The sequence below is a fragment of the Terrisphaera buseokensis genome (assembly GCF_047521145.2).
Lineage (GTDB): Bacteria > Verrucomicrobiota > Verrucomicrobiia > Opitutales > Opitutaceae > ER46.
Window position 1 is genome coordinate 1,498,113 of the sequence record NZ_CM134186.1, and the last position, 20,913, is coordinate 1,519,025.

Consider the following 20,913-nt stretch of genomic DNA (forward strand, 5'->3'; position numbering starts at 1 on the left):
CCGGCCGCGAAGACGGCCAATCAGCGCCGGCTGCACCGGTGAGTCAAGGCGCTTGCAGACACCTGTCCGCAGGGGACGCGTCGTCTCGCTGACCGGCGAAGGGCGCCGACGCGCGCAGATGGCCTGAAACTAGAAAACCGTTCGCCCGCGGTGGCTGCCACGGCGGACGCTGGCTTTGGTTCTGCCGCCGGAATCCGCGGCCATTCGCGTGATTCGCGAGCGGGATTTTGCCGCATCCGTTTCGTCAATACCCGGAGTCGGCGAGCTGCTGGCGGAGTTCCTTGAGCGCCGGGCCGACTTGATTCGGGAGGTCGGTCCAGATCGGTTCGAGGGCGAGCCGATCGTTGTAGCCGGTCTTGCGGAGCGCGCGCAGATAAGGGCGGAAATTCTCGCCGTTGATACCGGGGGCGGCGCGGTCCTTGTTTTCGGCGACATGCGCGTGCCGGATGAGCGGTCCGACTTTCAGGATGTCGTCGGGCGACTCGCCGTTGCGCAGCATGTGGAAGATGTCGACGAGCAGTTTCACGCCGTTGGTGTTGGCGCGGCGCACGGCCTCGGCGCCTTCGAGCACGGTATTGACCAGGTTGCACTCGCCGCGGTTGAGCGGCTCGACGACGATGGTTACGCCGTTTTCCTCGGCGAGCGGGCCGAACTGCCGGAGGATGTCGACGTACTGCTCGAACGCCTTCGCGATCGGAAAGCCGTCCGGGACCATGCGGGCGCCGGCGCTGCCGAAGACGATGAGCGACATCCCGATTTCCTTGGCGCGGCGAAAGACCGTCTGCGCGTAGCGATCGAGGCGCGCGTAGTCGATGTCAGGCCCGCTGCATTTCAGCGCGGCAGGCAGCAGCACGTTGGCGGCCGGCATCGGGAAGCCGCAGGCGCGGAGGGCGGCGGCGCGGGGCGCGAAGTCAGCGTCGGGGGCTTCGGGCGAGAGAAAATTAACGACGTGACCCTCGATGAAGTCGCAGTCCGGACGGGCGGGCAGCGTCGCGAGCGTGGCGGGATCCGTGCAGAAGCCGATTTGCATGCCACGAGGGCATTGCAAACCCGGGTGGTGGCGTCGAGCCCGGAGCGGAATTTCCTGCCGGGCCGGCCGAGACCGCCGGGGCAGCCGGGACCGCGAGCGCCCTCGCTCGCCCTGTTTTCAAAAGCGAGCGAGGGCGCTCGCGGTCCCAAAATCAGCGGCTCTTTTTCCCTGAGAAAAAGCACTTGCCTCGCCGGGAGGCGCGGGTCTTTGTGACCCTTCCTTGTTCGGGCTGTAGCGTAGCCTGGTAGCGCGCTTGCATGGGGTGCAAGAGGTCGTGAGTTCGAATCTCACCAGCCCGACCATTTCCCCGGTGCGCATCGTGACGACACGATGCGCTTTTTTGTGTCTATCCGAGGCGTCAAGCGGGGGAGAAAGACTGAGCGAGATTGACCGGTTGCGAAGCCTTTGCGACATGAGGCGCATTAAGCATTGCGGAGACGGGCGCGTGGGTGTGTCGGGTTGTGCGGGGATTAGGGTACGCTGTTAGATCGAAAATTCCCCGACCGCGCAGGGTTTTCCCAAATGGCCTCAGCACGTTCGCTCGAAAAATCGTTGATATTCCTTGGTCCTTTGTCGCTCGTGGAACGCAGAGTTTCAAATTCGATTCGTCATCCTCGGTTTGCCGCTAGCCGCCAGTATTTCGACACCGGGACACTTTGTCGCCTTACAACTCCGAGCGTCGATTTGTGTGATCCAGTAGTCGCTTTCGCAGTTGCTCCAACTGCGAAGGCGGCAAGCGACACATCTTAATGTCGCAATTATCGGACCGACCTTCAATCCTCGGTGATCATGTCCTCTGAGGAGATTGTGGCGCTACTTCGGCCCTTCAACCGCCATCTGAATTTGACGGACTTGGCGACACTCGAGCCGTGGCTTCGACAAAACAGCAATGCGCACCCCGTCATTTCAAAACTGCTCAATGTCGTGCTCGCGATAAAGTACGACCAAGAGGTCACAGGCCAGGAATTGGAAGATCTGCGGGAGCGAATTGAACGCGCGATCGACTCTCTCGAGAGCCCGATGCCGCGAATGCCGCTCGACCAGCATGGGCAGCCTTTGCGTATTCCAGCACGCAATCTTGTTAGAAATATCGAGAAGACATTCGATCAGCTTTCAGGTATTTGTCTTGGGGTTTTAGCTGATGGTAAGGTCAGCACGGAAGAAGCAATCGCGTTCCGGAAATGGTCAGTTGAGTTCGACGAAGCCAATCACGGTTGGCCGTTCGATGTGATACGCCAACGAGTCGAAAGAATCTTCGAGGACGAAGTTGTTTCCGACGAAGAGAGGGAAGAGCTAGCCGACATAATGCGGCAAATTATAGGGCAGCCAGCGGGGGAAAATGTCGCCCGCGATAGGAGCACGCAATTGCCGTTCGACGATCCCATGCCTAGGGTCGCATTTACCGGCAGCGGGTTCATTCCTACCGGAAAGTTCGCTTATGGTACGAGGCGCAAAGTTGAGGCTGCAATTGTCGCCAAGGGAGGAATCTTCGAAGACAAGATGCCGACTTTCTCGACGAGCTACTTGGTGATTGGAGAATTTGTCAGCCGCGACTGGCTCACGACGCAGTATGGCCGGAAAATCGAGCGCGCTGTAGAGATTCGGGAAAAAGGCGGTGCTCTCTCTATTATCTCTGAGAAGCACTTCGTGGACCACCTCTAGCTTTTCGGTTTTCAGGAGCAATAGGACGCGGACAGAGCTTGGTAGAGCGTGCCGCACGGCCTTGAGTCTAAGTTTTGAAGTAGCAGGGCGAAGGAATGGCTTAATTATTTTCGTCTACTAGCAATCGCGGGTTGACGCAAAAGACCAAAAGGAAAAAGCGCTGCCACCCGAGCCCTCCCGCCGATGCGAGCATCCAGCACTTTCAACGCCCCGAGCTCGCGGTGGACCTTCGGCGTGTAGGGCTCATGCTCATTCCCATGCCGACCCCTCGCTCTTGGTTCACCCAGGTTCGCCGCTCCCTGCTCTGCCTGCCACTGGTCGCGTTGGCACTTTCCGCCCTGCGCGCGGCCGAGCCGCCGCCGAATGTCATCGTCATCCTCGCCGACGATCTCGGCTACGGCGATCTCAGTTGCTACGGTTCCACCAGCATTGCCACGCCGCGCCTCGATCGCATGGCGCGCGAAGGGGTGCGCTTCACGGATGCGTATGCGGCCGCTCCGTTTTGCAGTCCGGCGCGCGCGGCGCTCCTCACGGGCCGGCTCCCCGCGCGCAACGGTGTGCCGTACGTCCTCTTCCCCACGGAAAATCACGGCCTGCCCGCCGCCGAAACCACGCTGGCGGAGATGTTGCGCGCGCGGGGTTATGCGACGGCCTGCATCGGCAAGTGGCACCTGGGGTGGGACGCTCCGTTTCGCCCGACCGCGCAGGGCTTCGAGCGTTTCCACGGCCTGCCGCACACCAACGACGTGCGCGAGTGGAAGGTCGGCGAACCCTTCATGCAGCTTTCGATGTTCAAGCCGCTCTCACGCGTCGAGGGCGAACGGGTCGTCGAGTCGCCGGTCGATCAGGCGGAGCTGACGCGCCACTATACGGAACAGGCCGTCGCCTTCATTCGCGCCCAACGGGACCGGCCATTCTTCCTGTATCTGCCGCACACGATGCCACACGTGCCGCAATACGCCTCGCCGCGCTTCGCCGGCAAATCCCGCGGCGGCCTGTTCGGCGACACGGTGGAGGAGCTCGACTGGAGCACCGGTGTCATCCTCGACACCCTGCGCGAGCTGCGCCTCGACGGCCGCACGCTCGTGATCTTCACCAGCGACAACGGCGCGCCGGGACGCGGCGGTGGCGGCGGCGCGGCCAAGAAGGCGGCGAAGGAAAATTTCCCCGGCCGCCAGCTGGCCGGCAGCAACGGCCCGCTGCGCGCGGGCAAGGGTTCGACCTACGAGGGTGGGGTGCGCATTCCGTTCATCGCCTGGTGGCCCGGTCGCATTGCCCCGCGCGGTGACGTGCGCGACGTGGTTTCCCACCTCGATCTCCTGCCGACATTCGCCGCGCTCGCGGGCGCGGCCCTGCCCGCGGGCGTCACGCTCGATGGTCGGGATATTTCCCCGGCACTGCTCGGCACCGCCGCGCTCACGGTGCGGCCGCTCTATCATTATTTCGGCTACCAGGCGCAGGCCGTGCGCGAGGGGCGCTGGAAACTGATGCTCGCGACCGACCGCCGGCCCGACCCGCGTCCGGCGAGCCTGTGGTGGGATCATCAACCCAACGTCTTCGAGAACCAGCACCGCCTTCTGGCCGCGCCCGAACTTTACGACCTGGAGTCGGACCTCGGCGAAAAGCAGAACGTCGCCGCGCAACACCCCGACGTCGTGGCGCGCCTCACGGCGAGCGCGCGGGCCTTCGACGCCGCGCTGCAACGCGATTCGCGACCGATGCAATTCGTGCCGGCCCCGCCTGGGCCGCCGCCCGGCACCGTCCGGACCGCCACCACCGATCTCACGCAGTACCACAATCCATGATTCGTGTCCGCGCCCGTCGATCCGGTCTTTGCATCGGGCGAAAAATCGGTGTTGAGTTCGGCGTGCGCCTGCCCCGCTCGCTACCCCTTCTGGCCCTGCTGTGCGGGCTCCCGCTCGGAACGTTCGCGTCCGACGCCGAGGTGCTCTTCGTTCGTCGCATCCAGCCGCTGCTCACCGACAAGTGCCTCGCGTGCCACGGTAACGACGAAGCCAAGATCAAGGGCGGCCTCGATCTCCGCACCAGCGCCGGGATGCTCGCAGGCGGCGACAACGGTATCGTCGTCCACCCCGGGAAAGCCGCGGAAAGTCCGCTGCTCCTCGCCGTGCAGCGGGAAAGCGATGAGTTCGAACCGATGCCACCGAAAGAGCCGGACCGGCTTTCGGCCGAGCAAATCGAGTGGCTGCACACGTGGATCGCCGCCGGCGCGCCGTGGCCCGATGCCGCAAAGCAAAAGGAGATTGCGGCCGCGCACGCTCAAGCCTGGGAGGCCGAAGACGGCATCGTCATCAAAACCAGCGGCGGCCTGTCGGAAGACTGGACGCATCGGCGCTACAAACCCGAGGGCATGTGGGCGTATCAGCCGGTGCGAAAACCAGCAGTGCCGTCGGTCGCGCAAAGCGACCATCCGATCGACGCCTTCATCGCGCATAAACTCCCCGCCGGCCTCGCCCCCGCTCCCGCCGCCGACGCCCGCACGTTCATCCGCCGCGCGACGTTTGATCTCACGGGCCTCCCGCCGACGCCGGAAGACGTCGCTGCGTTCGAGGCTGATTCAATCCGCAATCCGGAATCCGCACTCCGCAATCTGGTCGATCGCCTCCTCGCCAGCCCGCACTACGGCGAGCGCATGGCGCAGCACTGGCTCGACGTCACCCGTTACGCCGACAGCAGCGGTTTCGCCAACGACTTCGAGCGCGGCAACGCCTGGCGTTACCGCGACTACGTCGTGCGCGCCTTCAACGCCGACAAACCCTACGATCGTTTCGTCCGCGAGCAGATCGCCGGCGACGAACTCGCCGATTCGTCCGCACCCGCCACGCTCCACGCCGAAGGGCTGATCGCCACCGGGTTTCTGCGCATGGGACCGTGGGAACTCACCGGGATGGAAGTCGCGAAGGTGGCGCGCCAGCGTTTCCTCGACGACGTCACCAACAGCGTCGGCGAAACCTTCCTCGCTCAGTCCCTGCAGTGCGCCCGCTGCCACGATCACAAATTCGATCCGGTGCCGACGCGCGACTACTACTCCCTCCAGGCGACGTTCGCGACGACGCAGCTCGCGGAGCGCCCGGCGGCGTTCCTGCCGGAGGAAAACGTCGCGGGTTTCGAGGAAAAGAAATACCTCGAACCGCGGCGCGAAGATTATCTCACGACGCTGCGACGCCTCGACGTCCAGCTGCTCGCCTCGGCCGAAAAATGGTTTCAGGAAAAAGGCCTCGACCCCGGCAAGTGGAATGCCGCCGTGGCGCAGGCGCGCACCCAGGAACGCGGCGGCAAGCGGCGGGAGTTCGAGGGCGTTTTCAATCTGGCCCGCGCGGCGCTGACGCGCCAGAAGGTGCCCGAAGATCAGTTTCCGCCGAAGCTCGTCGGCTTCAGTCCCGAGGACTACGGCAACGAACGCGTTGCGCGCAAAGGCCTCGAACGCCTCAAGTGGGAACTCGACCGCTATGAGCCCGTCGCCCTGGCCGTCTACAATGGTCGCACGCCGGAGCTGAAGGCCGTCCTCAATCCGCTGCGCATGCCCGCCAACCGCATGACCGAGGGGGAGCTCGAGCAGACCTGCATTCTGACTTACGGCGATCCGTTCGCGCTCGGTGAAAAAGTGTCGCCCGGGGTGCTGAGCGCCATTGGCGTCGCGCCCAAGACGCCCGTGCCCGACACGATCGAAGGCCGCCGGTCCGCGTTGGCCGCGTGGGTAGCGAGCGCGGAAAATCCCCTCACCACCCGCGCGATCGTGAACCGCGTGTGGCTCTGGCACTTTGGCCAGCCGCTCGCCGGCAACCCCAATAATTTCGGCAGCACGGGGAAGAAGCCCACGCATCCCGAGCTGCTCGACTGGCTCGCCGCCACCTTCGTCGAGCAAGGCTGGTCCTTCAAGCAGCTCCACCGCGTCATCATGACGAGCGCGGCCTACCGTCGCGGCTCGCTGCATCCCGACCGCACGCTGCTCGCCGCAACCGATCCCGCCGGCACGAGCTACGCCGCGTTTGCGCCGCGCCGTCTCACGGCCGAGGAACTGCGCGACGCCATGCTGTCCGCCACGGGCGAACTCAACCGCACGCTCGGTGGCATCCCCAACCGCCCCGAGATGAACCTCGAGGCTGCGCTCCAGCCGCGCCAAGTCATGGGCACCTTCGCCTCCGCGTGGATTCCGAATCCGCTGCCGGCCCAGCGTCACCGTCGCAGTCTTTACGCCCTGAAAATCCGCGGCCTGCCCGACCCCGCGTTCGAGGTGTTCAATCAGCCCGCGCCCGATTTTTCCTGCGAGCGACGCGACGCCTCCACGATCACGCCGCAGGTCTTCAGCCTCTTCAACAGCGCCGCCAGCCACGCCCGCGCCCTCGCGCTCGCCGCCCGCGCGATCGCGGAAACGAAAACCGACGACGCGGCCGTCGCGCGAGTGTTCGCCCTCGCACTGGCCCGCGCGCCAACCGCGGCCGAGCTCACCGCCTGCCTCAAGCATTGGCAGAGCATCACCGCGCTCATCGCCGCTGACGTTCCCGCCAAGTCTGCGCTGCCACTCGAAGTCCGCCGCGACGCCGTCGAGGAAAACACCGGCGAAAAGTTCGCGTTCCAGGAGAAACTCCACGCCTACGCCGACTTCGTGCCCGATCTGCAACCGGCCGATGTTCCGCTCCGCACGCGTGCCTTTGCCGACGTGTGCCTCGCGCTCTTCAACGCCAACGAATTTTCGTATGTCGACTAACCGGTTTTTCCCCTGCGCCGGGAGCCGCGCCCTGCACGCCCCGACGCGCCGCGATTTTCTCTACAGTCTCGGCGCGAGCATCGGCAGCGTCGCTTTCTCCGCGATGCTTTCGTCGCACGCCCGCGCGTCCGAGAAAGCCAATCCGCTCGCGCCCAAGCCCGGGCACGTTCCCGCCAAGGCGAAGGCCTGCATCTTTCTCATGATGGAGGGCGGCCCATCGCACCTCGACACGTTCGACCCGAAACCGATGCTCGCGAAACTCCATCTCCAGGAGTTCACGCGCGAGGGGAAGCAAAAATCCGCGATGGAGAGTGGCAAACGCTACTACGTCCGCAGTCCGTTCGAGTTCATCAAGGCCGGTCAGAGCGGCGCCGACATGGCCAGCAACTGGTCGCACCTCGCCAAGGTTGCGGACGACCTCTGTTTCTACCGCGGCTGCCAGGTCGACAGCGTCAACCACCCGACCGCGATGTATCAGATGAACTGCGGCAACCGCTTCGGCGGCGACCCCGGTCTCGGCGCCTGGGTCAACTACGGTCTCGGCTCACTCAACCAGGATCTCCCCGGCTTCATCGTGCTGCCCGAAGTCTCCTACCCGCAGGGCGGCGCGGCGAATTGGAGCAATGGCTACCTGCCCGCGAGTTTTCAGGGCACGCCGCTCCGCGCGAAAGGCTCGCCGATCCTCGACCTCTCGCCCCCCGCCGGCGTCACGCCCGAACGCCAGCGCCGGAACCTCGATCTCATCGCGCAGCTCAACACCCGTCACGCCGCCGATCGCCCCGGCTTCGACGAACTCGCCGCGCGCATGGACAACTACGAGCTCGCCTTTCGCATGCAGATGCAGGTGCCCGAGACGCTCGATCTCTCCAAGGAGGACGAAAAAACCAAGGCGCTCTACGGCATCGGGCAGGACAGCACCGATTCGTTCGGCCGGAAATGCCTCCTCGCCCGCAAGCTCGTCGAAAAAGGCGTGCGCTTCGTGCAGCTCTATAACGGCTCGTGGGACAGTCACGACTACATCGAGCGCGCTCACGGCAATCTCGTCCGCGGCGTCGACCAGCCCATCGCCGCCCTCATCACCGATCTCAAACAACGCGGACTCCTCGATAGCACGCTCATCGTGTGGTGCGGCGAGTTTGGCCGCACCCCCGACAACGGCGTCCGCGGCGGCACCGCCTACGGCCGCGACCACAATCCGCAGGCCATGACGATGTGGCTCGCCGGCGGCGGCGTGAAAGCGGGGCACACCATCGGCGCCACCGACGAAACCGGCATGACCGCGGTCGACCAGGTCCACCATGTCCGCGACGTCCATTGCACGCTCCTGCGTCTGCTCGGCCTCGACGACAACAAGCTTACGTACTACCACGCCGGCCGCTTCAAGCAGCTCAGCCAGTTTGGCGGGCAAGTGATCAAGGAACTGATCGCTTGAAGGCGCTTCGCTCCCACGGACCGCGGCGGGGCGAAATGTCTGCGGCTGGCGCGCTGCGTCTTAATCCACGCCGCTCGCCAGCCAGTTGCGGGCGCGCGTCTTGTCCGTGAACGCCCGGATTTCGCCGGAGGCGGCGTGGGCCGCGATGAGATGGGAGGTCGTGGCGTGACCCGCCCGGGCATTTACGATCGCAACCCGCCCACCGAGGTGCTGCTGCAGCTTTTCCATCAATCGCACGATGTGGCCGCACTCCTCGGCCTCGGGCATCGTCGTGATCTGGGAGACGTCGATCAGCACATCGATGCCCGATCCGCGGGCGCGTCCGGCCACGACCAGGTTCACCCACGCAACGCGATCGGCCAAGGACGGGACGCCGCTTCCGACGACGTGAAGGAGGCGACGGTCGGGATCAAAGGAAATTTCAAACGGCGGAGGTGGTGTGGTCGGGGGGCGCAAGATCCGTGTGGGGTGAAGTTCGTATAGGCGGTAGGAAGAAGACTACAAGTAACAACCGGCCGAAGCGTCCCCGCGGGTCATTCACGGGGACTTCGCGACGATGGTTCGTGGTTTGATTTCACCCCGGCCGCCACTCAGCGTGGGCTGCGAATGGCGCAAATCCCTGCTCACGTCCCTTTGGCTGCAACGCCGTGCCCGGCGCGCGCTTCCGGCCCCGCGTACTGGGTGCGCCGCGTCGCGTGGCCGCTCGCCATCGCCCTGCTGATTTTCTTCGCCTCGAGCCGATCGCACGTCGCCTCACCGGGCTTTACCCGGGTTGACGACAAGTTCGCGCACTTTGGTGCCTACGGTCTGCTCGGCACGCTGGTCTGCCGGATTCGCGGGGGCGGCTGGCGGGCGGCGGGCGTGTCGCTGCTCGTGGTGTCCGCCTACGGCGCATCCGACGAATGGCACCAGAGTTTTGTGCCCGGCCGGATGAGCGACTCGGCGGATTGGGTGGCGGACACGCTGGGCGCCGCGCTCGCCATCGGCCTTTACACGCAATGGGGCTGGTACCGCCGGCTGCTCGAAACTCCAGTGTGGTCGCGGCGGCAGGTCGACGCCCGCTGAACGCCCTGGCCGTCCGCGCATCATGAATCCGGTTACGGTCGAACGATCCTGGCCGCGGTGGGCGCTGGCCGCGGGTCTGTTCGTCGTCACGCTGCTGCTGTTCTGGCGCGCCGTCGGCCATGAGTTTGTGAACTACGACGACCCCGACTACGTGACGGCCAATCCGCACGTGCAGGCGGGGTTGTCCGCTGCGGGCGTGCGCTGGGCGCTGCAATCAGGCGAGGCGTCCAACTGGCATCCGCTCACGTGGATTTCCCACCAGATCGATGCGTCGCTTTTCGGCAAACGCGCCGCCGGGCATCACGCTACGAGCGTCGTGATTCATGCGCTGAACGCCGTGCTCGCGTTTCTCGCCCTGCGGCAATTGACGGGCGCGCTGTGGACCTCGGCGCTCTTCGCCGCGTTGTTTGCGTGGCATCCGTTGCGCGTCGAGTCGGTGGCTTGGGTCGCCGAGCGCAAGGACGTGCTGAGCGGATTCTTCTGGTTCGCGACGCTGTGGGCCTACGGTATCTACGCTGCACGCCGCCAGCGCGGTGAACGCGGCGCGCGCACGCGCTGGCCGTATGCGATCGCGCTGCTCGCCTGCGCCCTCGGCCTGATTGCGAAACCGATGCTCGTGACGCTCCCATGCGTCTTGCTGCTGCTGGACTTCTGGCCACTGCGGCGCTGGGTGCCGGCCGCGAACCCCGCCGGATTGCCGCGAGAATCCGTCAGCCGGCTCGTCGTCGAAAAACTACCGTTCTTCGCGCTGGCGATCGCCTCGAGTGTGGTGACGTATCATGTCCAGAAGGACGGCGGCGCGGTGTCGGTCGCGCTGAGTGTACCGCTGCGACTCGAGAACGCGCTGGTCGCCGTCGTGAGTTATCTGGGTAAGTTCATTTGGCCCGTGGATCTCGCCGTCCTTTATCCGCATCCGGGCGAATGGCCCGGGCGCGTGGTCATCTGGAGCGGCATCATCGTCGTTTCCGCCACCGTCCTCGCCGTGGGACTGCACCGGCGCCGGCCGTGGCTCACGGTGGGCTGGCTGTGGTTCCTCGGCACGCTGGTGCCGGTGATCGGCCTGGTTCAGGTCGGCCTGCAGTCGATGGCCGATCGTTATACTTACCTGCCGATGCTCGGCGTGCAGATCGCGTTGCTTTGGACCGTGCGGGAGTGGGCGGCGACGCCCGGCGCGCGGCGGGCGTGGGGCGCGGCGGCGGTCGCGCTCCTCGGGGCGGCCGCGCTGCGCACGCATGACCAGATCGGTGTCTGGAAAAATTCGTTCACGCTCTTCGATCACGCGATTGCGGTCACGTCGCGCAACTACCTCGCGCACGACAATCGCGGGCTCTGGCTTTTCAACGCCGGCCGCGTCGACGAGGCGATGGCCGACTATCGGCGATCGCTGGCGATCAATCCCGATTATCTCAACGCGCATAATAATCTCGGCTACGCCTTCGCCCAGACCGGCCGGCCGGCGGAAGCGATTCCGGAATATCGGGCCGCGCTGAAATCAAATCCCGCTCACCTCGAGGTGCGCAACAACCTCGCGAATGCACTTTCGGACCTGGGCCAGTTGCCCGAGGCGATGGAGCACTATGAGTTCGTGCTCGCGCGCCGGCCGGATCACGTGAACGCGCTCAACGGTTCCGCCGTCGCGCTCGCCATGCAGAACCGCTTGCCCGAGGCGCGCACGCGGCTTGAGCGTTCACTGCAGCTCGCGCCGGACAACGTGAGCGCGCTCAACAATCTCGGCAACGTGTGCGCGATGCTCGGCCAGCGCGAGGACGCCATCCGGCACTACCGGCGCGCGGCCGCGTTGAATCCAGCCGAGGCGCACGCGCTCGTGCTCGCCGGTTCGCTGCTCAACGAACTGCAGCGCTTCGCGGAGGCCGTCGAAGTGTTGCAGACGGCCCTCCAGCGCGCCCCGGCCCAGCCCGAGGCGCACGCGCAACTGGGCCTGGCGTGCGCGCGACTCGGTCGCCGCGACGACGCCGTGCGCGCGTGGCAGACTGCGCTGCAGCTGAAACCCGATCATCCCAACGTACGCGCGTGGCTCGCGGCATTGCCGGCAAAGTAGTCCGCGCCGTCCGAAGCGGAACACTTCAATTGCCCGCGAATCACGCCAATCAACGCGAATGAGAACCAAGGGAGATCATCCCTCACCCGACAGTGAACGTGATTGAAGGCGGGTGGATCTCACTTTCACCTCTGAAATTCGCGTCCGTTCGGGTGATGCGCGGGAGGCCTTCTGCCTGGTGTTGACTAAGGTGCGGCCGCCGCGCGCGCGGGCTCGACTACGTTCGCGCGGCGGTTTCAGTGTCGCGTCATGTCCCCCGCGGAGGCCCAAACCCGTATCGCCGAGCTGCGCACCCAGGTCGCGCACCATGACGAGCTGTATTACCGGCGCGCACATCCGGAGATCACCGACTTCGATTACGATCGCCTGAAGGCGGAACTCGCGGACCTCGAAACGCGTTTCCCGGCGGCGGCGGTCGCGGTTGGCGCGGAGTCGCCGACGGCCAAGGTGGGCGACGATCGCACGGAGGGTTTCGCCCGCGTGAAGCATCGCCAGGCGATGACCACGCTCGACAACACCTACGATGAGACGGAACTGCGTGAGTTTCATGCGCGGCTCGTGAAGGCGCTGGGCGTCGATGACCTCGCCTACACGGTGGAGCCGAAGATCGACGGCGTGGCCGTGAGCCTCACGTTCGAGCACGGCAAACTGACGCGCGCCGTGACCCGCGGAGATGGTGAGGAAGGTGACGACGTCACCGTCAACGTGCGCACGATCCGCGGCCTGCCGCATGCACTCAAGGGCCGGCCCGTGCCGGACGTGATTGAGATTCGCGGCGAAATTTTTCTGCGGGAGGAGGAGTTTCGCCGCATCAACCAGCTGCAGGAGGAGGCCGGCGAGGCGCCGTACGCCAATCCGCGCAATCTCGCGGCGGGCACGCTCAAGGCGCTCGATCCCGGTTTCGTCGCGGGGCGCAGCCTCGAGATCGTGGTGTACGGCCTCGGTCACTGTGAACCCGAGGTCGTGACGTCGCAGGTCGCGTATCACGCGCAGCTCAAAGCCTGGGGCCTGCCGGTGGTCGAACCCTACTGGGCCGTGCACGGCATCGATGCGGTGTGGGCGGCCATCGTCGAACTCGACGGCGTTCGGCGGAGTTTCGCGTATGGCACCGATGGCGCGGTGGTGAAGCTGGATTCCTTCGAGCAGCAGCGGCATCCAAAAATTGGATTCCGCGGCATGGGTGCCGACGGCCGGGCCGAGGCGGCGCGCAAACTGTCGCCGCGCTGGGCCTGCGCGTATAAGTTCGCCCCTGATCGGGCGGAGACGCGCGTGCGCGACATCACGATCCAGGTCGGCCGCACCGGTGCGCTTACGCCGGTGGCGGAGCTGGAGCCGGTGTTTCTCGCCGGCACGACGGTGAAGCGCGCGACGTTGCACAATGCCGATGAGATCGCGCGCAAGGATGTGCGCATCGGCGACGCCGTGCTGGTGGAAAAAGCCGGCGAGATCATTCCGGCCGTCGTGGCGGTGCTGCTCGGCAAGCGCCCCGCCGGCAGCGAGCCGTACGCGTTTCCCAAGCAATGTCCCGTGTGCTACACCGCCGTCGTCCGCGGCGAGGGCGAGGTTGTCTGGCGCTGTCCCAATCCCGCGTGTCCTGAAAAAGTGCGGCGCCGCATCGAGCATTTCACCTCCAAGGGCGGTCTCGATATCGAGGGCCTCGGCGAGGAGATGGTCGCGCTCCTGCTCGAGAAAAAGCTGATCGCGACGATGGCCGACATCTACCGGCTGAAGTTTGAGCAACTGCTGCCGTTGAAAAAATCCGGCGAGGTGTGGGCGCGGAATCTGATCGCCGGCATCGATGCGAGTCGCGCCGCGGATTTGTGGCGCGTGATCCACGGTCTCGGCATTCCGCAGGTGGGCGCGGCGGCGGCGAAGGATCTCGCGCGGGCGTTTCGCTCGCTCGACGCGCTGACGGGCGCGACGGTCAACGACCTGTTGCGCATCGACGGCTTCGGCGAGAAAACCGCGGCGGCTGTCGCGACGTGGTTTGCCGAGCCGGCGAATTGCGAGCTCGTGCGCGAGCTTCAGGCCGCCGGTCTGAATCCGACGCCGCCCGCCGCCGCGAGCAGCGCGCTGGCGGGAAAGACCTTCGTGCTCACCGGCACGCTCCCGACGCTCTCGCGTGAAGCTGCGACCGCGTTGATCGAGGCCGCCGGTGGCAAGGTGAGCGGCAGCGTGAGCAAGAAGACGCACTACGTCGTGGCCGGCGAGGACGCCGGATCAAAACTCGAGAAGGCCCGGACGCTCGGGGTGTCGGTGCTCGACGAGGCCGGCTTGCAGCAATTGCTCGCGAGCGCCGTATAAGCGTCACGGTGACGCCAGCAGCGCCCGTCGCGCGAGCGGACGATTCACGAGCCACGGCACCACGGGTGAGATCAACAGCCAGCGCAGAAACCAGTCCATGCCCAGTGCGGCTGAGATCACGGTGCCGGCGACGAGGACGGCGGCGGCGCTCAATTCCGCCGGCCCGCATCCCGCTTCGCGGCGACCGGCGAGCAGCATGACGTGATAGAACTGCCCGGTCGTGATCGCCAACGCGAAGCAACCGGCGGGAAGCACGCGTTCAATGATGCCGGCGTAACGGGCGTCGATCAGCGAACCCACGAGCCACGGCAGCAGCAGGCGCAACACCACCAGCCCGGCCAGCGCGCCCGTGGCGTGAAACAGCGCGACGCGATCCACGCGACGCGCGAGCGCCAGGCGTTCCTCCGCGCTTTCGATTCGCGCTGCGAACAGGACCGGCTGCACGTACATGAGAAAAATCGTCGCGAGCACCGCGGGCGCGAGCGTGGCGAGATTGCTGGCGAGCGCGAAGTACCCGGTCTCGGTCGGACCGAAAAACCACGCTGTCACCCAGCGGCCGAGACTCAGCAACGTCCAGCCCGTCACGGCCAGCCCGATGAAGAGCGGCCCCTCGTAGACCTCCGGTACGGCCGCCGGGACGCGCGGGGCACCGGTGGTCGCCTGCAACGTGCCCGCCAGCGCCCAGAGTCCGGCGGCAGCAAAGATCACGGCGTGCACGCCGAAGCCCAGGTACAACGCGATCGCGGATCCGCCCGCGGCGGAAAAAAGCAGGGGCGGGAGAAACGAGCGGGTGACGGCGGCCGCGGAAAGCACCGCGCTGTCACGCCAGTGATCGCGCGCGGCTTGCAGCGCGGTTTGCGTGAGCGTCGCGATCGACAGCAGCGTCGCCGTCACGAAGAGGAGCGGCAGCAGGAGCCACCACGCGGTGCCGCCACTGGCCCACGCTCCGACCGCGCACGCAAGCAGCAGCCACGGCAGTTTGCGCGCGCCCGCGCGCGTGATCTGGCGCAACAACTCGGGGCGGTGCCCGGCGTCGGCCCAGTGGCGCGCGGTGTACTTGATGACGCCTGCGTGCACGGCCCACATTCCCACCGGTGCAAACGTCAGAAAAATACTGTACGGCCCGAGGAGGTCCGGCGGCACCAGCGCCGTGGTGAGGTGGATACCGGCCACGCCGCAGGCGAGGCCGAAGGCCTGGCCGGCAATGATCGGCACCAGCCGGCGGGGCAGATCTGCGCCAAACGCCATGGTTAGCGGCAGGTGCGGCGGGGAGGCGAAACGAGGCGGCGCGACATCCACGCAGTCTGGAGCGCTCGCCTCCCCGCGTACGAGTTTTTTGCAGCGGCGAACCCGCGCGCACCAGGGTGGCGACGTCTGCGATTCCTGGTTTCCAATTGGCGCGGGGCGCGATTGTGTCGGAGCGATGCCTCCGGATCGCCCGTCCACTGTCCTGCACTACGTTGGCTACGACGTGGACCGCGGCGGAATTCTGGCGGTGATCCGTGCGCTCGCGGCGGAGCACCGGTTCGGGTGCGTGCTGGGCGTGAATCCCGTTTTCGAAGCCGGACGATCCCGCGCGCTGCCTCTGCTGCGACTCCCGGCGATCGCCGGCGAGCACATCGGCGTCGGATCGCTGTGGCGCGCGTATCGGGTGGCCCGTGACGCGCGGACCTGGTTGCGCGCGGATCCAACGCGGGTGTTTCACGGCCACTCCCGTGCCGGCCTGCTCGTCGCGCTGCGACTGCGGGCGCGGGGCGAAACGCGCGTCGCGGCCACGGTGCACTGTCTCGGCCGTCAGCGCTGGTTTTATCGACGGGCGGCTCGCACGCTGGCGGGCCGGATCTTCTGGCTCAGTCCGGCGATGAAAGCCTACTACGGCGTCGACACCCCGGGCGAAGCGGACTGCCTGCCGCCGTGCATTCCGCGCGCGGGCTGGCGGGAAGGGCCGAGCGCGCGCCGCGACGGTGTGTTTCAGATCGGCTGCATCGGTTCGCTCGTGCCGGTGAAACAGTGGGAGTTGGTGCCGGCGGCGCTCGTGCTCGTCTCCCGCGACCTGCCGTTGCGCGTCGTGCATGCCGGCGGCGAGGATGGGACGGCGGCGAGCGCCGCGTATGCCGCCCGGCTCCGCACGCTCGCGAGCAGTCCGGCCGTGGGCGGTCGCTTCGAACTGCGGGGCGAGGTCACGGATGTACCCGGATTGTTGGATACGCTCGATGGCGTGCTCATTTCCGGTGCACGCGAAGCGTTTTCCGTCGCGGCGCTTGAGGCGGGCGCGGCGGGCGTGCCGTGCCTGGCGGCCGACGGTCCGGGCAATCGAGCGTTGATCGAGCAGGCGCGGCTCGGCTGGACCTTTGCGGCGGACTCCGCTTCAGCGCTGGCGGCACGGCTGAGCGAGTTGGTGACGAGCGGCGAGCTGCGCGCATGGCGGCGCGACGATCACGCGCTGGAGGCCTTTGCGGCGCCGGCGGTGGCGGCGCGGTACGAGGCGGTTTACCGGCGGCTGGTGTCCGCATGAATCCCGCCGGCATCAAACTCCTGCACGTGGCACCGCGGGCGCGCGGGATCGGCGGCATCGAGACGCTGCTCGCACGACACGCCCGCACGGATGGAGCGCATTTCGACGCCACGCAGATCGGGTTGTTCGATCGCGCGGGCGGCGGAGAAACGCGTTTCCACCCACAGGGCTTCGGCTGGCGGAACACTCCGCTGGGGATGCGAGCGGCGATGCGACCCGTGTTGGCGCGGCATGCAGGGAGCGTGGCGATCTGGCACAACGCCTGGGGCCTGCCGTGGTTCGCCGACCTCGACGGCGCGTCGCGGCGCATCGTGGTGCTGCACGCGCACCGGGACTATTTCGCGGACTGGCTGCCGGCGGTGCGCGGGCACCTCGATGGGATTCTTGCGGTGAGCCCGGCGATTGCGCGTGACGCGGCGGCTTTGTTGCCCGACTGGCCGGGGGAACGGATCGGCGTGCTGCCGCTGCCCATCGCGCGGCCGGCCGGACTGCGCGCGAACCGGCGGACCAGTGGCCCATGGGTGATCGGATGTGCGGGCCGGCTCGCGCGCGCGCAGAAACGCTGGGACCGGCTGGTGCTGTGCGTGGCGGAACTGCGCCGGCTCGGACTCGATTTTCGGATCGAGATCATCGGTGACGGAGCGTTGCGGCCCTGGCTGGAGCGCGAGTTCCGCGGCGACGCGGCGGTGACGTTCCTGGGCTTTGTCGACACCGCGGAGTACTGGCGTCGGCTGGCGACGTGGGACGCGGCGCTGTTTTTCAGCGACGTGGAAGGCGGCCCAATCGTAATGCTGGAGGCGATGGCGGCCGGCGTGCTGCCGGTGTATCCGCAGATTGGAGGCAGCGTGGGCGACGACTACGCGCCGCAGATCGATCCGCGCTGTCATTATCCCGCGGGCGATCCGGTCGCGGCCGCGCGCGCGCTGCATGCGCTGCTCGCATTGGCTCCCGCGGAGCTGGAGGCGACGCGCACGCGCGCCCAAGCACTGGCCGCGCCGCACGACGGTGATGGTTACGAGCGAAGCTTCGCGGCGTTCGTGCGCCGGATCGTGGCGCTGCCGCGTAGTGCGCGTCCCAGTACGCCGCGACCCGGACGCTGGAGCGACGCGCTGCCGCTCGGCGCCATCACCCGGCTGTTGCCCGGGGCGCTCTGGCGTTGAGATCGTCGAGCGCGGCCGCGAGGGCGTCGAGGTGACGCTCCGGCGTGTAGTGGGCGAGGTAGTGGTGGCGGAGGGCGCCTTGCGGGCGGTCGGCCGCGGCGGCGGCCAGGGCTTGGACGAGCTCCTCGGGTTGCGCGGGGTCGACGAACCAGACGTGCGCGGCGGGCAGCAGATCGGGCAGCGCGCGCCAGCGGGTGGTGACGACCGGCACATCGTGCGCGAGCGCTTCCAACACCGTGAGCGGCTGGCCTTCGTGCGCGTACGTCGTGGGAAAACAGAAGACGTCGGCCAGCGCGTAGAGGGCGCGTTTTGCGGCGGCGTCGGCGAAACCGGCGAAACGCGCCGTGCCCGGAGGGAGCGCGCGCAGACGTTCGTGAAACTCACGTTCCTCGTGGTCCGATTCGAAGCCGCCGGCGATGGTCAGGAAAAAGTGGCCGGGAAAACGGCGCGTCAGCCGATCGTAGGCGTCGAGCGTGGCGAACACGCCCTTGCTGCGGCTGCAGAGACCGAGAAACAGAATTTGCGCCACGCCGGGGCCGTGGGGCGGGAGCGTGGCATTTTTTGGATACGGGTCCGGGACGCAGTTCGGCACGATCGCGATGCGTTGCGGCGAGAACACGGCGGCGTCGGCCGTCAACGAGGGCGAGAGCACGAGGGCGAGCTTGGCCTGGCCGAGCAGACGCTGGGCGAGCCAGCGTTCGGAGCGGTTGCCGTCCGTGCCGAGCCAGGCGCCGAGACCCACGGCGTGCCAGTGGAGGATGAGCCCGGAAAACCAGGGTCGGCAGAGCAGCATGACGACGAAGTCGCGGTACAGCGCGCTGCGTTTGCCCGGCGCGGGGACGTAGTAGAAGTAAGCGGGACCGTGGCGCAGCCGAATCCAGCAGGCGCGCAGGCAGGCGGCGAGCAGGACGGGGAGTTTTCCGAGGCGGGCGCGGCCGACGTCGGCGGCGTCGCGCGAAAGCCGCACGTCGACGTGGTGCAGCCGCACGTCGGTGTGTGCGGGCAGGCCGTCGAGCAGGGTTTTCACCATCACGCTCTGGCCGTGCACGGGCGGTGGCAAGTGGGCGAAGACGAGGAGCTGTAGCGGAGAGGTTGGGCTTGGCGGCACGGGCGTTAGCGTGCAGCGATAGGAGATGGAGTCCGCGCCCGCAAGCCGTCAGCCCGCGTTGCAGTCGACGCTGGGCGCGGCCGTGGTCTGCGCCCTGGCGGGGGCGGCGGTCTTTCAATGGTTCGGCAACGCGAATCTCGGCTACATTGACTCGCGTTCGCTCTTCTACTGGTGGGGTTTTCAATGGCTGAACCCGGCGTCGGAGAGCGAGCACGGCTGGCTGATCCTCGGGCTCAGTGCGTGGCTGCTGTGGCGGAATCTGGGAATCTCAAATCTGAGATCTGAGATCTCAGATTCGCGGCGTTCGCATTTCCCGACTGCGGCGGTGACGGCGATGTCGGCCGGGCTGCTTCTCCACGCGCTGGGCTTCGCGGCGCAGCAGGCGCGGCTGTCGATCGTGGGCTTGTTGGTGTTCGCGTGGGGCGTGCTGCGACTCGGCGGCGGGCGGCGCTGGGGGGCGGCGGCGGTTTTTCCGCTGGGCTTCCTGCTGTTTGCGATCCCGATCGGCGTGCTCGACGAAATCGGACTGCCGCTGCGGCTGTGGGTGACGACGGCGGGCGAGCACATCGCGAAGCTCGCGGGCATCGAGGTGCTGCGCAGCGGTACGCAGCTCGTGGCGCCGGATGGACGCTTCAACTACGACGTGGCCGCGCCGTGCTCGGGCGTGCGCTCGCTGATGGCGCTGGCGGCGCTGTCCTTGTTGTTAGGATACCTGAACTTTCAGTCGTGGAGCCGGCGCGCACTCGTGCTGCTGCTGTGCTTTCCGCTGGTTTACGCGGGCAATGTCGCGCGCATCGTCTCGATTGTCTTCGCCGCGCAATGGGGCGGGCCGAAGTGGGGCGGGATGGCGCATGAAGTGATGGGGTACGGGGTGTTCGCGATCGTGCTCGGCGGTGTGTTCGCGGTGGTGAGTGCGTTGCGGCGATTCTGGCCGGAGCGCGAGGCGGCCCGTGACGTCGGCCACGTGGCGTCGGCTGTCACGATGGATGACGTTTCGGGCGCGACGCGCGCCACGGCGGGTCGTGCGGTCGCGGTGATCGTGGCGGGGCTGGCGCTCGGCGAGATATTTCTCCTGCACGCGCTCGCGCATCGGCCGGCGCGGGGCGAGGTGGGGGTGATGCTGGCGGCCGATGGCGTGAATCCGGTCGAGTTGCCGGCATTTCTCGGGACCGACTGGATTGGCCGGCGGGCGGAGGTCTCGGCGGTGGAGCGTGAAATCCTGCCGGCGGATACGGGGTTTTCGCGGAAGAGTTATGCGTTTGTGGCGGACCGGCGGCACGATGTGTTTCTCTCGCTGGTGTTGAGCGGGCGGGATCGGTCGTCGATTCACCGCCCCGAGCTTTGTCTGGTGGGTCAGGGATGGACGATTGCGGAAGGAACGCCGCTCACGTTTCGGTATCCTGCCACGGTGGATACGCCGTCCGGCGCCTTTCCCGCGCGGTTGCTGCGGGTGCGGCGCGAAGTGTCCACGCCGCGCGGCAAGACCGTCGTGCCTCAGCTCGTGGCGTACTGGTTTGTCGGAGGTGACACGATTGTCGCCTCCCACTGGCGGCGGCTCGCGATTGATGCCTGGAATCGCGTCGTGCATGGCCGCGCCGACCGGTGGGCTTATGTCTTGATGCAAACGGATGCGACCGACGGCGAGGCCGCGGCGCTCGCGCGACTCCAGGCGGTGCTCGATGAAACGCTGCCGCAGTTTCAACGCTCGGGACGCACGCCAACACCGTGAGTCCCGCCCGGTGAGTCCCTCCCGCAAGTGAGTGGTTTTTAGGGGAAGAAGGCTTGAGGTTTGGAGGGCCCGGCATAGCTTTCGCGTCCCTTGACGTCAGTGAGCGCAGCCGACTTCGCG

Annotated in this window: 14 protein-coding genes and 1 tRNA gene; 11 read left to right on the forward strand and 4 right to left on the reverse strand. The window is 66.9% G+C overall.

What is annotated here, in order from left to right; translation table 11 throughout:
- Positions 1 to 244: 244 nt before the first annotated feature.
- A complete protein-coding gene (locus ACLJEU_RS05440; RefSeq protein WP_414660579.1) occupies positions 245 to 1,030 on the reverse strand; it encodes a sugar phosphate isomerase/epimerase family protein in 786 nt (261 codons plus the stop codon).
- 225 nt (positions 1,031 to 1,255) lie between these two features.
- On the opposite strand from ACLJEU_RS05440, the gene ACLJEU_RS05445 reads away from it, so the two are divergent.
- The 5 genes from ACLJEU_RS05445 to ACLJEU_RS05465 all read left to right on the forward strand — a co-directional run bounded on the left by ACLJEU_RS05445 (position 1,256) and on the right by ACLJEU_RS05465 (position 8,853).
- Positions 1,256 to 1,332, forward strand: a tRNA-Pro gene (locus ACLJEU_RS05445).
- Positions 1,333 to 1,819: 487 nt separating this feature from the next.
- Positions 1,820 to 2,692 (forward strand): BRCT domain-containing protein, encoded by an 873-nt coding sequence (locus ACLJEU_RS05450; RefSeq protein WP_414660578.1) that lies wholly within the window; start codon positions 1,820 to 1,822, stop codon positions 2,690 to 2,692.
- Between the two features lie 257 nt (positions 2,693 to 2,949).
- Positions 2,950 to 4,497: a sulfatase family protein gene (locus ACLJEU_RS05455; RefSeq protein WP_414660577.1), complete on the forward strand. Its 1,548-nt coding sequence runs from the start codon at positions 2,950 to 2,952 to the stop codon at positions 4,495 to 4,497.
- Entirely contained in the window at positions 4,494 to 7,421 is a 2,928-nt protein-coding gene (locus ACLJEU_RS05460; protein WP_414660576.1) for a PSD1 and planctomycete cytochrome C domain-containing protein, read from the forward strand. The genes ACLJEU_RS05455 and ACLJEU_RS05460 overlap by 4 nt, the downstream gene beginning before the upstream one ends.
- Complete coding sequence (locus ACLJEU_RS05465; protein WP_414660575.1) at positions 7,411 to 8,853, forward strand: DUF1501 domain-containing protein; 1,443 nt, start codon at positions 7,411 to 7,413, stop codon at positions 8,851 to 8,853. Before ACLJEU_RS05460 ends, ACLJEU_RS05465 begins: the two co-directional genes overlap by 11 nt.
- A 60-nt stretch (positions 8,854 to 8,913) precedes the next feature.
- Here ACLJEU_RS05465 and ACLJEU_RS05470 read toward each other — a convergent pair whose 3' ends face one another.
- The gene (locus tag ACLJEU_RS05470; RefSeq protein WP_414660574.1) at positions 8,914 to 9,216 is read right to left on the reverse strand and encodes an STAS/SEC14 domain-containing protein; all 303 of its coding nucleotides are present in this window, start codon (positions 9,214 to 9,216) and stop codon (positions 8,914 to 8,916) included.
- 270 nt (positions 9,217 to 9,486) lie between these two features.
- Between ACLJEU_RS05470 and ACLJEU_RS05475 the strand changes: the two genes are divergently transcribed.
- The 3 genes from ACLJEU_RS05475 (at position 9,487) to ligA (ending at position 14,281) form a co-directional block, all read left to right on the forward strand.
- Positions 9,487 to 9,918: a VanZ family protein gene (locus ACLJEU_RS05475; protein WP_414660573.1), complete on the forward strand. Its 432-nt coding sequence runs from the start codon at positions 9,487 to 9,489 to the stop codon at positions 9,916 to 9,918.
- 22 nt (positions 9,919 to 9,940) lie between these two features.
- A complete protein-coding gene (locus tag ACLJEU_RS05480) occupies positions 9,941 to 11,977 on the forward strand; it encodes a tetratricopeptide repeat protein (RefSeq protein WP_414660572.1) in 2,037 nt (678 codons plus the stop codon).
- Positions 11,978 to 12,226: 249 nt separating this feature from the next.
- A complete protein-coding gene (gene ligA / locus ACLJEU_RS05485; protein ID WP_414660571.1) occupies positions 12,227 to 14,281 on the forward strand; it encodes an NAD-dependent DNA ligase LigA in 2,055 nt (684 codons plus the stop codon).
- 3 nt (positions 14,282 to 14,284) lie between these two features.
- Here the strand turns inward: ligA and ACLJEU_RS05490 are convergent, their stop codons facing one another.
- The gene (locus ACLJEU_RS05490; protein WP_414660570.1) at positions 14,285 to 15,529 is read right to left on the reverse strand and encodes a polysaccharide biosynthesis protein; all 1,245 of its coding nucleotides are present in this window, start codon (positions 15,527 to 15,529) and stop codon (positions 14,285 to 14,287) included.
- A 175-nt stretch (positions 15,530 to 15,704) separates the two neighbouring features.
- On the opposite strand from ACLJEU_RS05490, the gene ACLJEU_RS05495 reads away from it, so the two are divergent.
- Positions 15,705 to 16,796 (forward strand): glycosyltransferase, encoded by a 1,092-nt coding sequence (locus ACLJEU_RS05495; protein WP_414660569.1) that lies wholly within the window; start codon positions 15,705 to 15,707, stop codon positions 16,794 to 16,796.
- Positions 16,793 to 17,956: a glycosyltransferase gene (locus ACLJEU_RS05500; protein WP_414660568.1), complete on the forward strand. Its 1,164-nt coding sequence runs from the start codon at positions 16,793 to 16,795 to the stop codon at positions 17,954 to 17,956. The genes ACLJEU_RS05495 and ACLJEU_RS05500 overlap by 4 nt, the downstream gene beginning before the upstream one ends.
- Here the strand turns inward: ACLJEU_RS05500 and ACLJEU_RS05505 are convergent.
- A complete protein-coding gene (locus ACLJEU_RS05505; RefSeq protein ID WP_414660567.1) occupies positions 17,922 to 19,016 on the reverse strand; it encodes a glycosyltransferase family 4 protein in 1,095 nt (364 codons plus the stop codon). The two genes, ACLJEU_RS05500 and ACLJEU_RS05505, sit on opposite strands and share 35 nt — an antisense overlap.
- A 73-nt stretch (positions 19,017 to 19,089) precedes the next feature.
- Here ACLJEU_RS05505 and ACLJEU_RS05510 point away from each other — a divergent pair, with 73 nt between their 5' ends.
- On the forward strand, positions 19,090 to 20,793 hold the full coding sequence (locus ACLJEU_RS05510; protein WP_414660566.1) for an exosortase C-terminal domain/associated protein EpsI: 1,704 nt from the start codon (positions 19,090 to 19,092) through the stop codon (positions 20,791 to 20,793).
- Positions 20,794 to 20,913 lie beyond the last annotated feature (120 nt).

Coding starts and splice junctions, on each gene's coding strand:
- ACLJEU_RS05440 (WP_414660579.1), bottom strand. CDS start 1,030: ATGCAAATCGGCTTCTGCACGGATCCCGCCACGCTCGCGACGCTGCCC.
- ACLJEU_RS05450 (WP_414660578.1), top strand. CDS start 1,820: ATGTCCTCTGAGGAGATTGTGGCGCTACTTCGGCCCTTCAACCGCCAT.
- ACLJEU_RS05455 (WP_414660577.1), top strand. CDS start 2,950: ATGCCGACCCCTCGCTCTTGGTTCACCCAGGTTCGCCGCTCCCTGCTC.
- ACLJEU_RS05460 (WP_414660576.1), top strand. CDS start 4,494: ATGATTCGTGTCCGCGCCCGTCGATCCGGTCTTTGCATCGGGCGAAAA.
- ACLJEU_RS05465 (WP_414660575.1), top strand. CDS start 7,411: ATGTCGACTAACCGGTTTTTCCCCTGCGCCGGGAGCCGCGCCCTGCAC.
- ACLJEU_RS05480 (WP_414660572.1), top strand. CDS start 9,941: ATGAATCCGGTTACGGTCGAACGATCCTGGCCGCGGTGGGCGCTGGCC.
- ligA (WP_414660571.1), top strand. CDS start 12,227: ATGTCCCCCGCGGAGGCCCAAACCCGTATCGCCGAGCTGCGCACCCAG.
- ACLJEU_RS05490 (WP_414660570.1), bottom strand. CDS start 15,529: ATGGCGTTTGGCGCAGATCTGCCCCGCCGGCTGGTGCCGATCATTGCC.
- ACLJEU_RS05495 (WP_414660569.1), top strand. CDS start 15,705: ATGCCTCCGGATCGCCCGTCCACTGTCCTGCACTACGTTGGCTACGAC.
- ACLJEU_RS05500 (WP_414660568.1), top strand. CDS start 16,793: ATGAATCCCGCCGGCATCAAACTCCTGCACGTGGCACCGCGGGCGCGC.
- ACLJEU_RS05510 (WP_414660566.1), top strand. CDS start 19,090: ATGGAGTCCGCGCCCGCAAGCCGTCAGCCCGCGTTGCAGTCGACGCTG.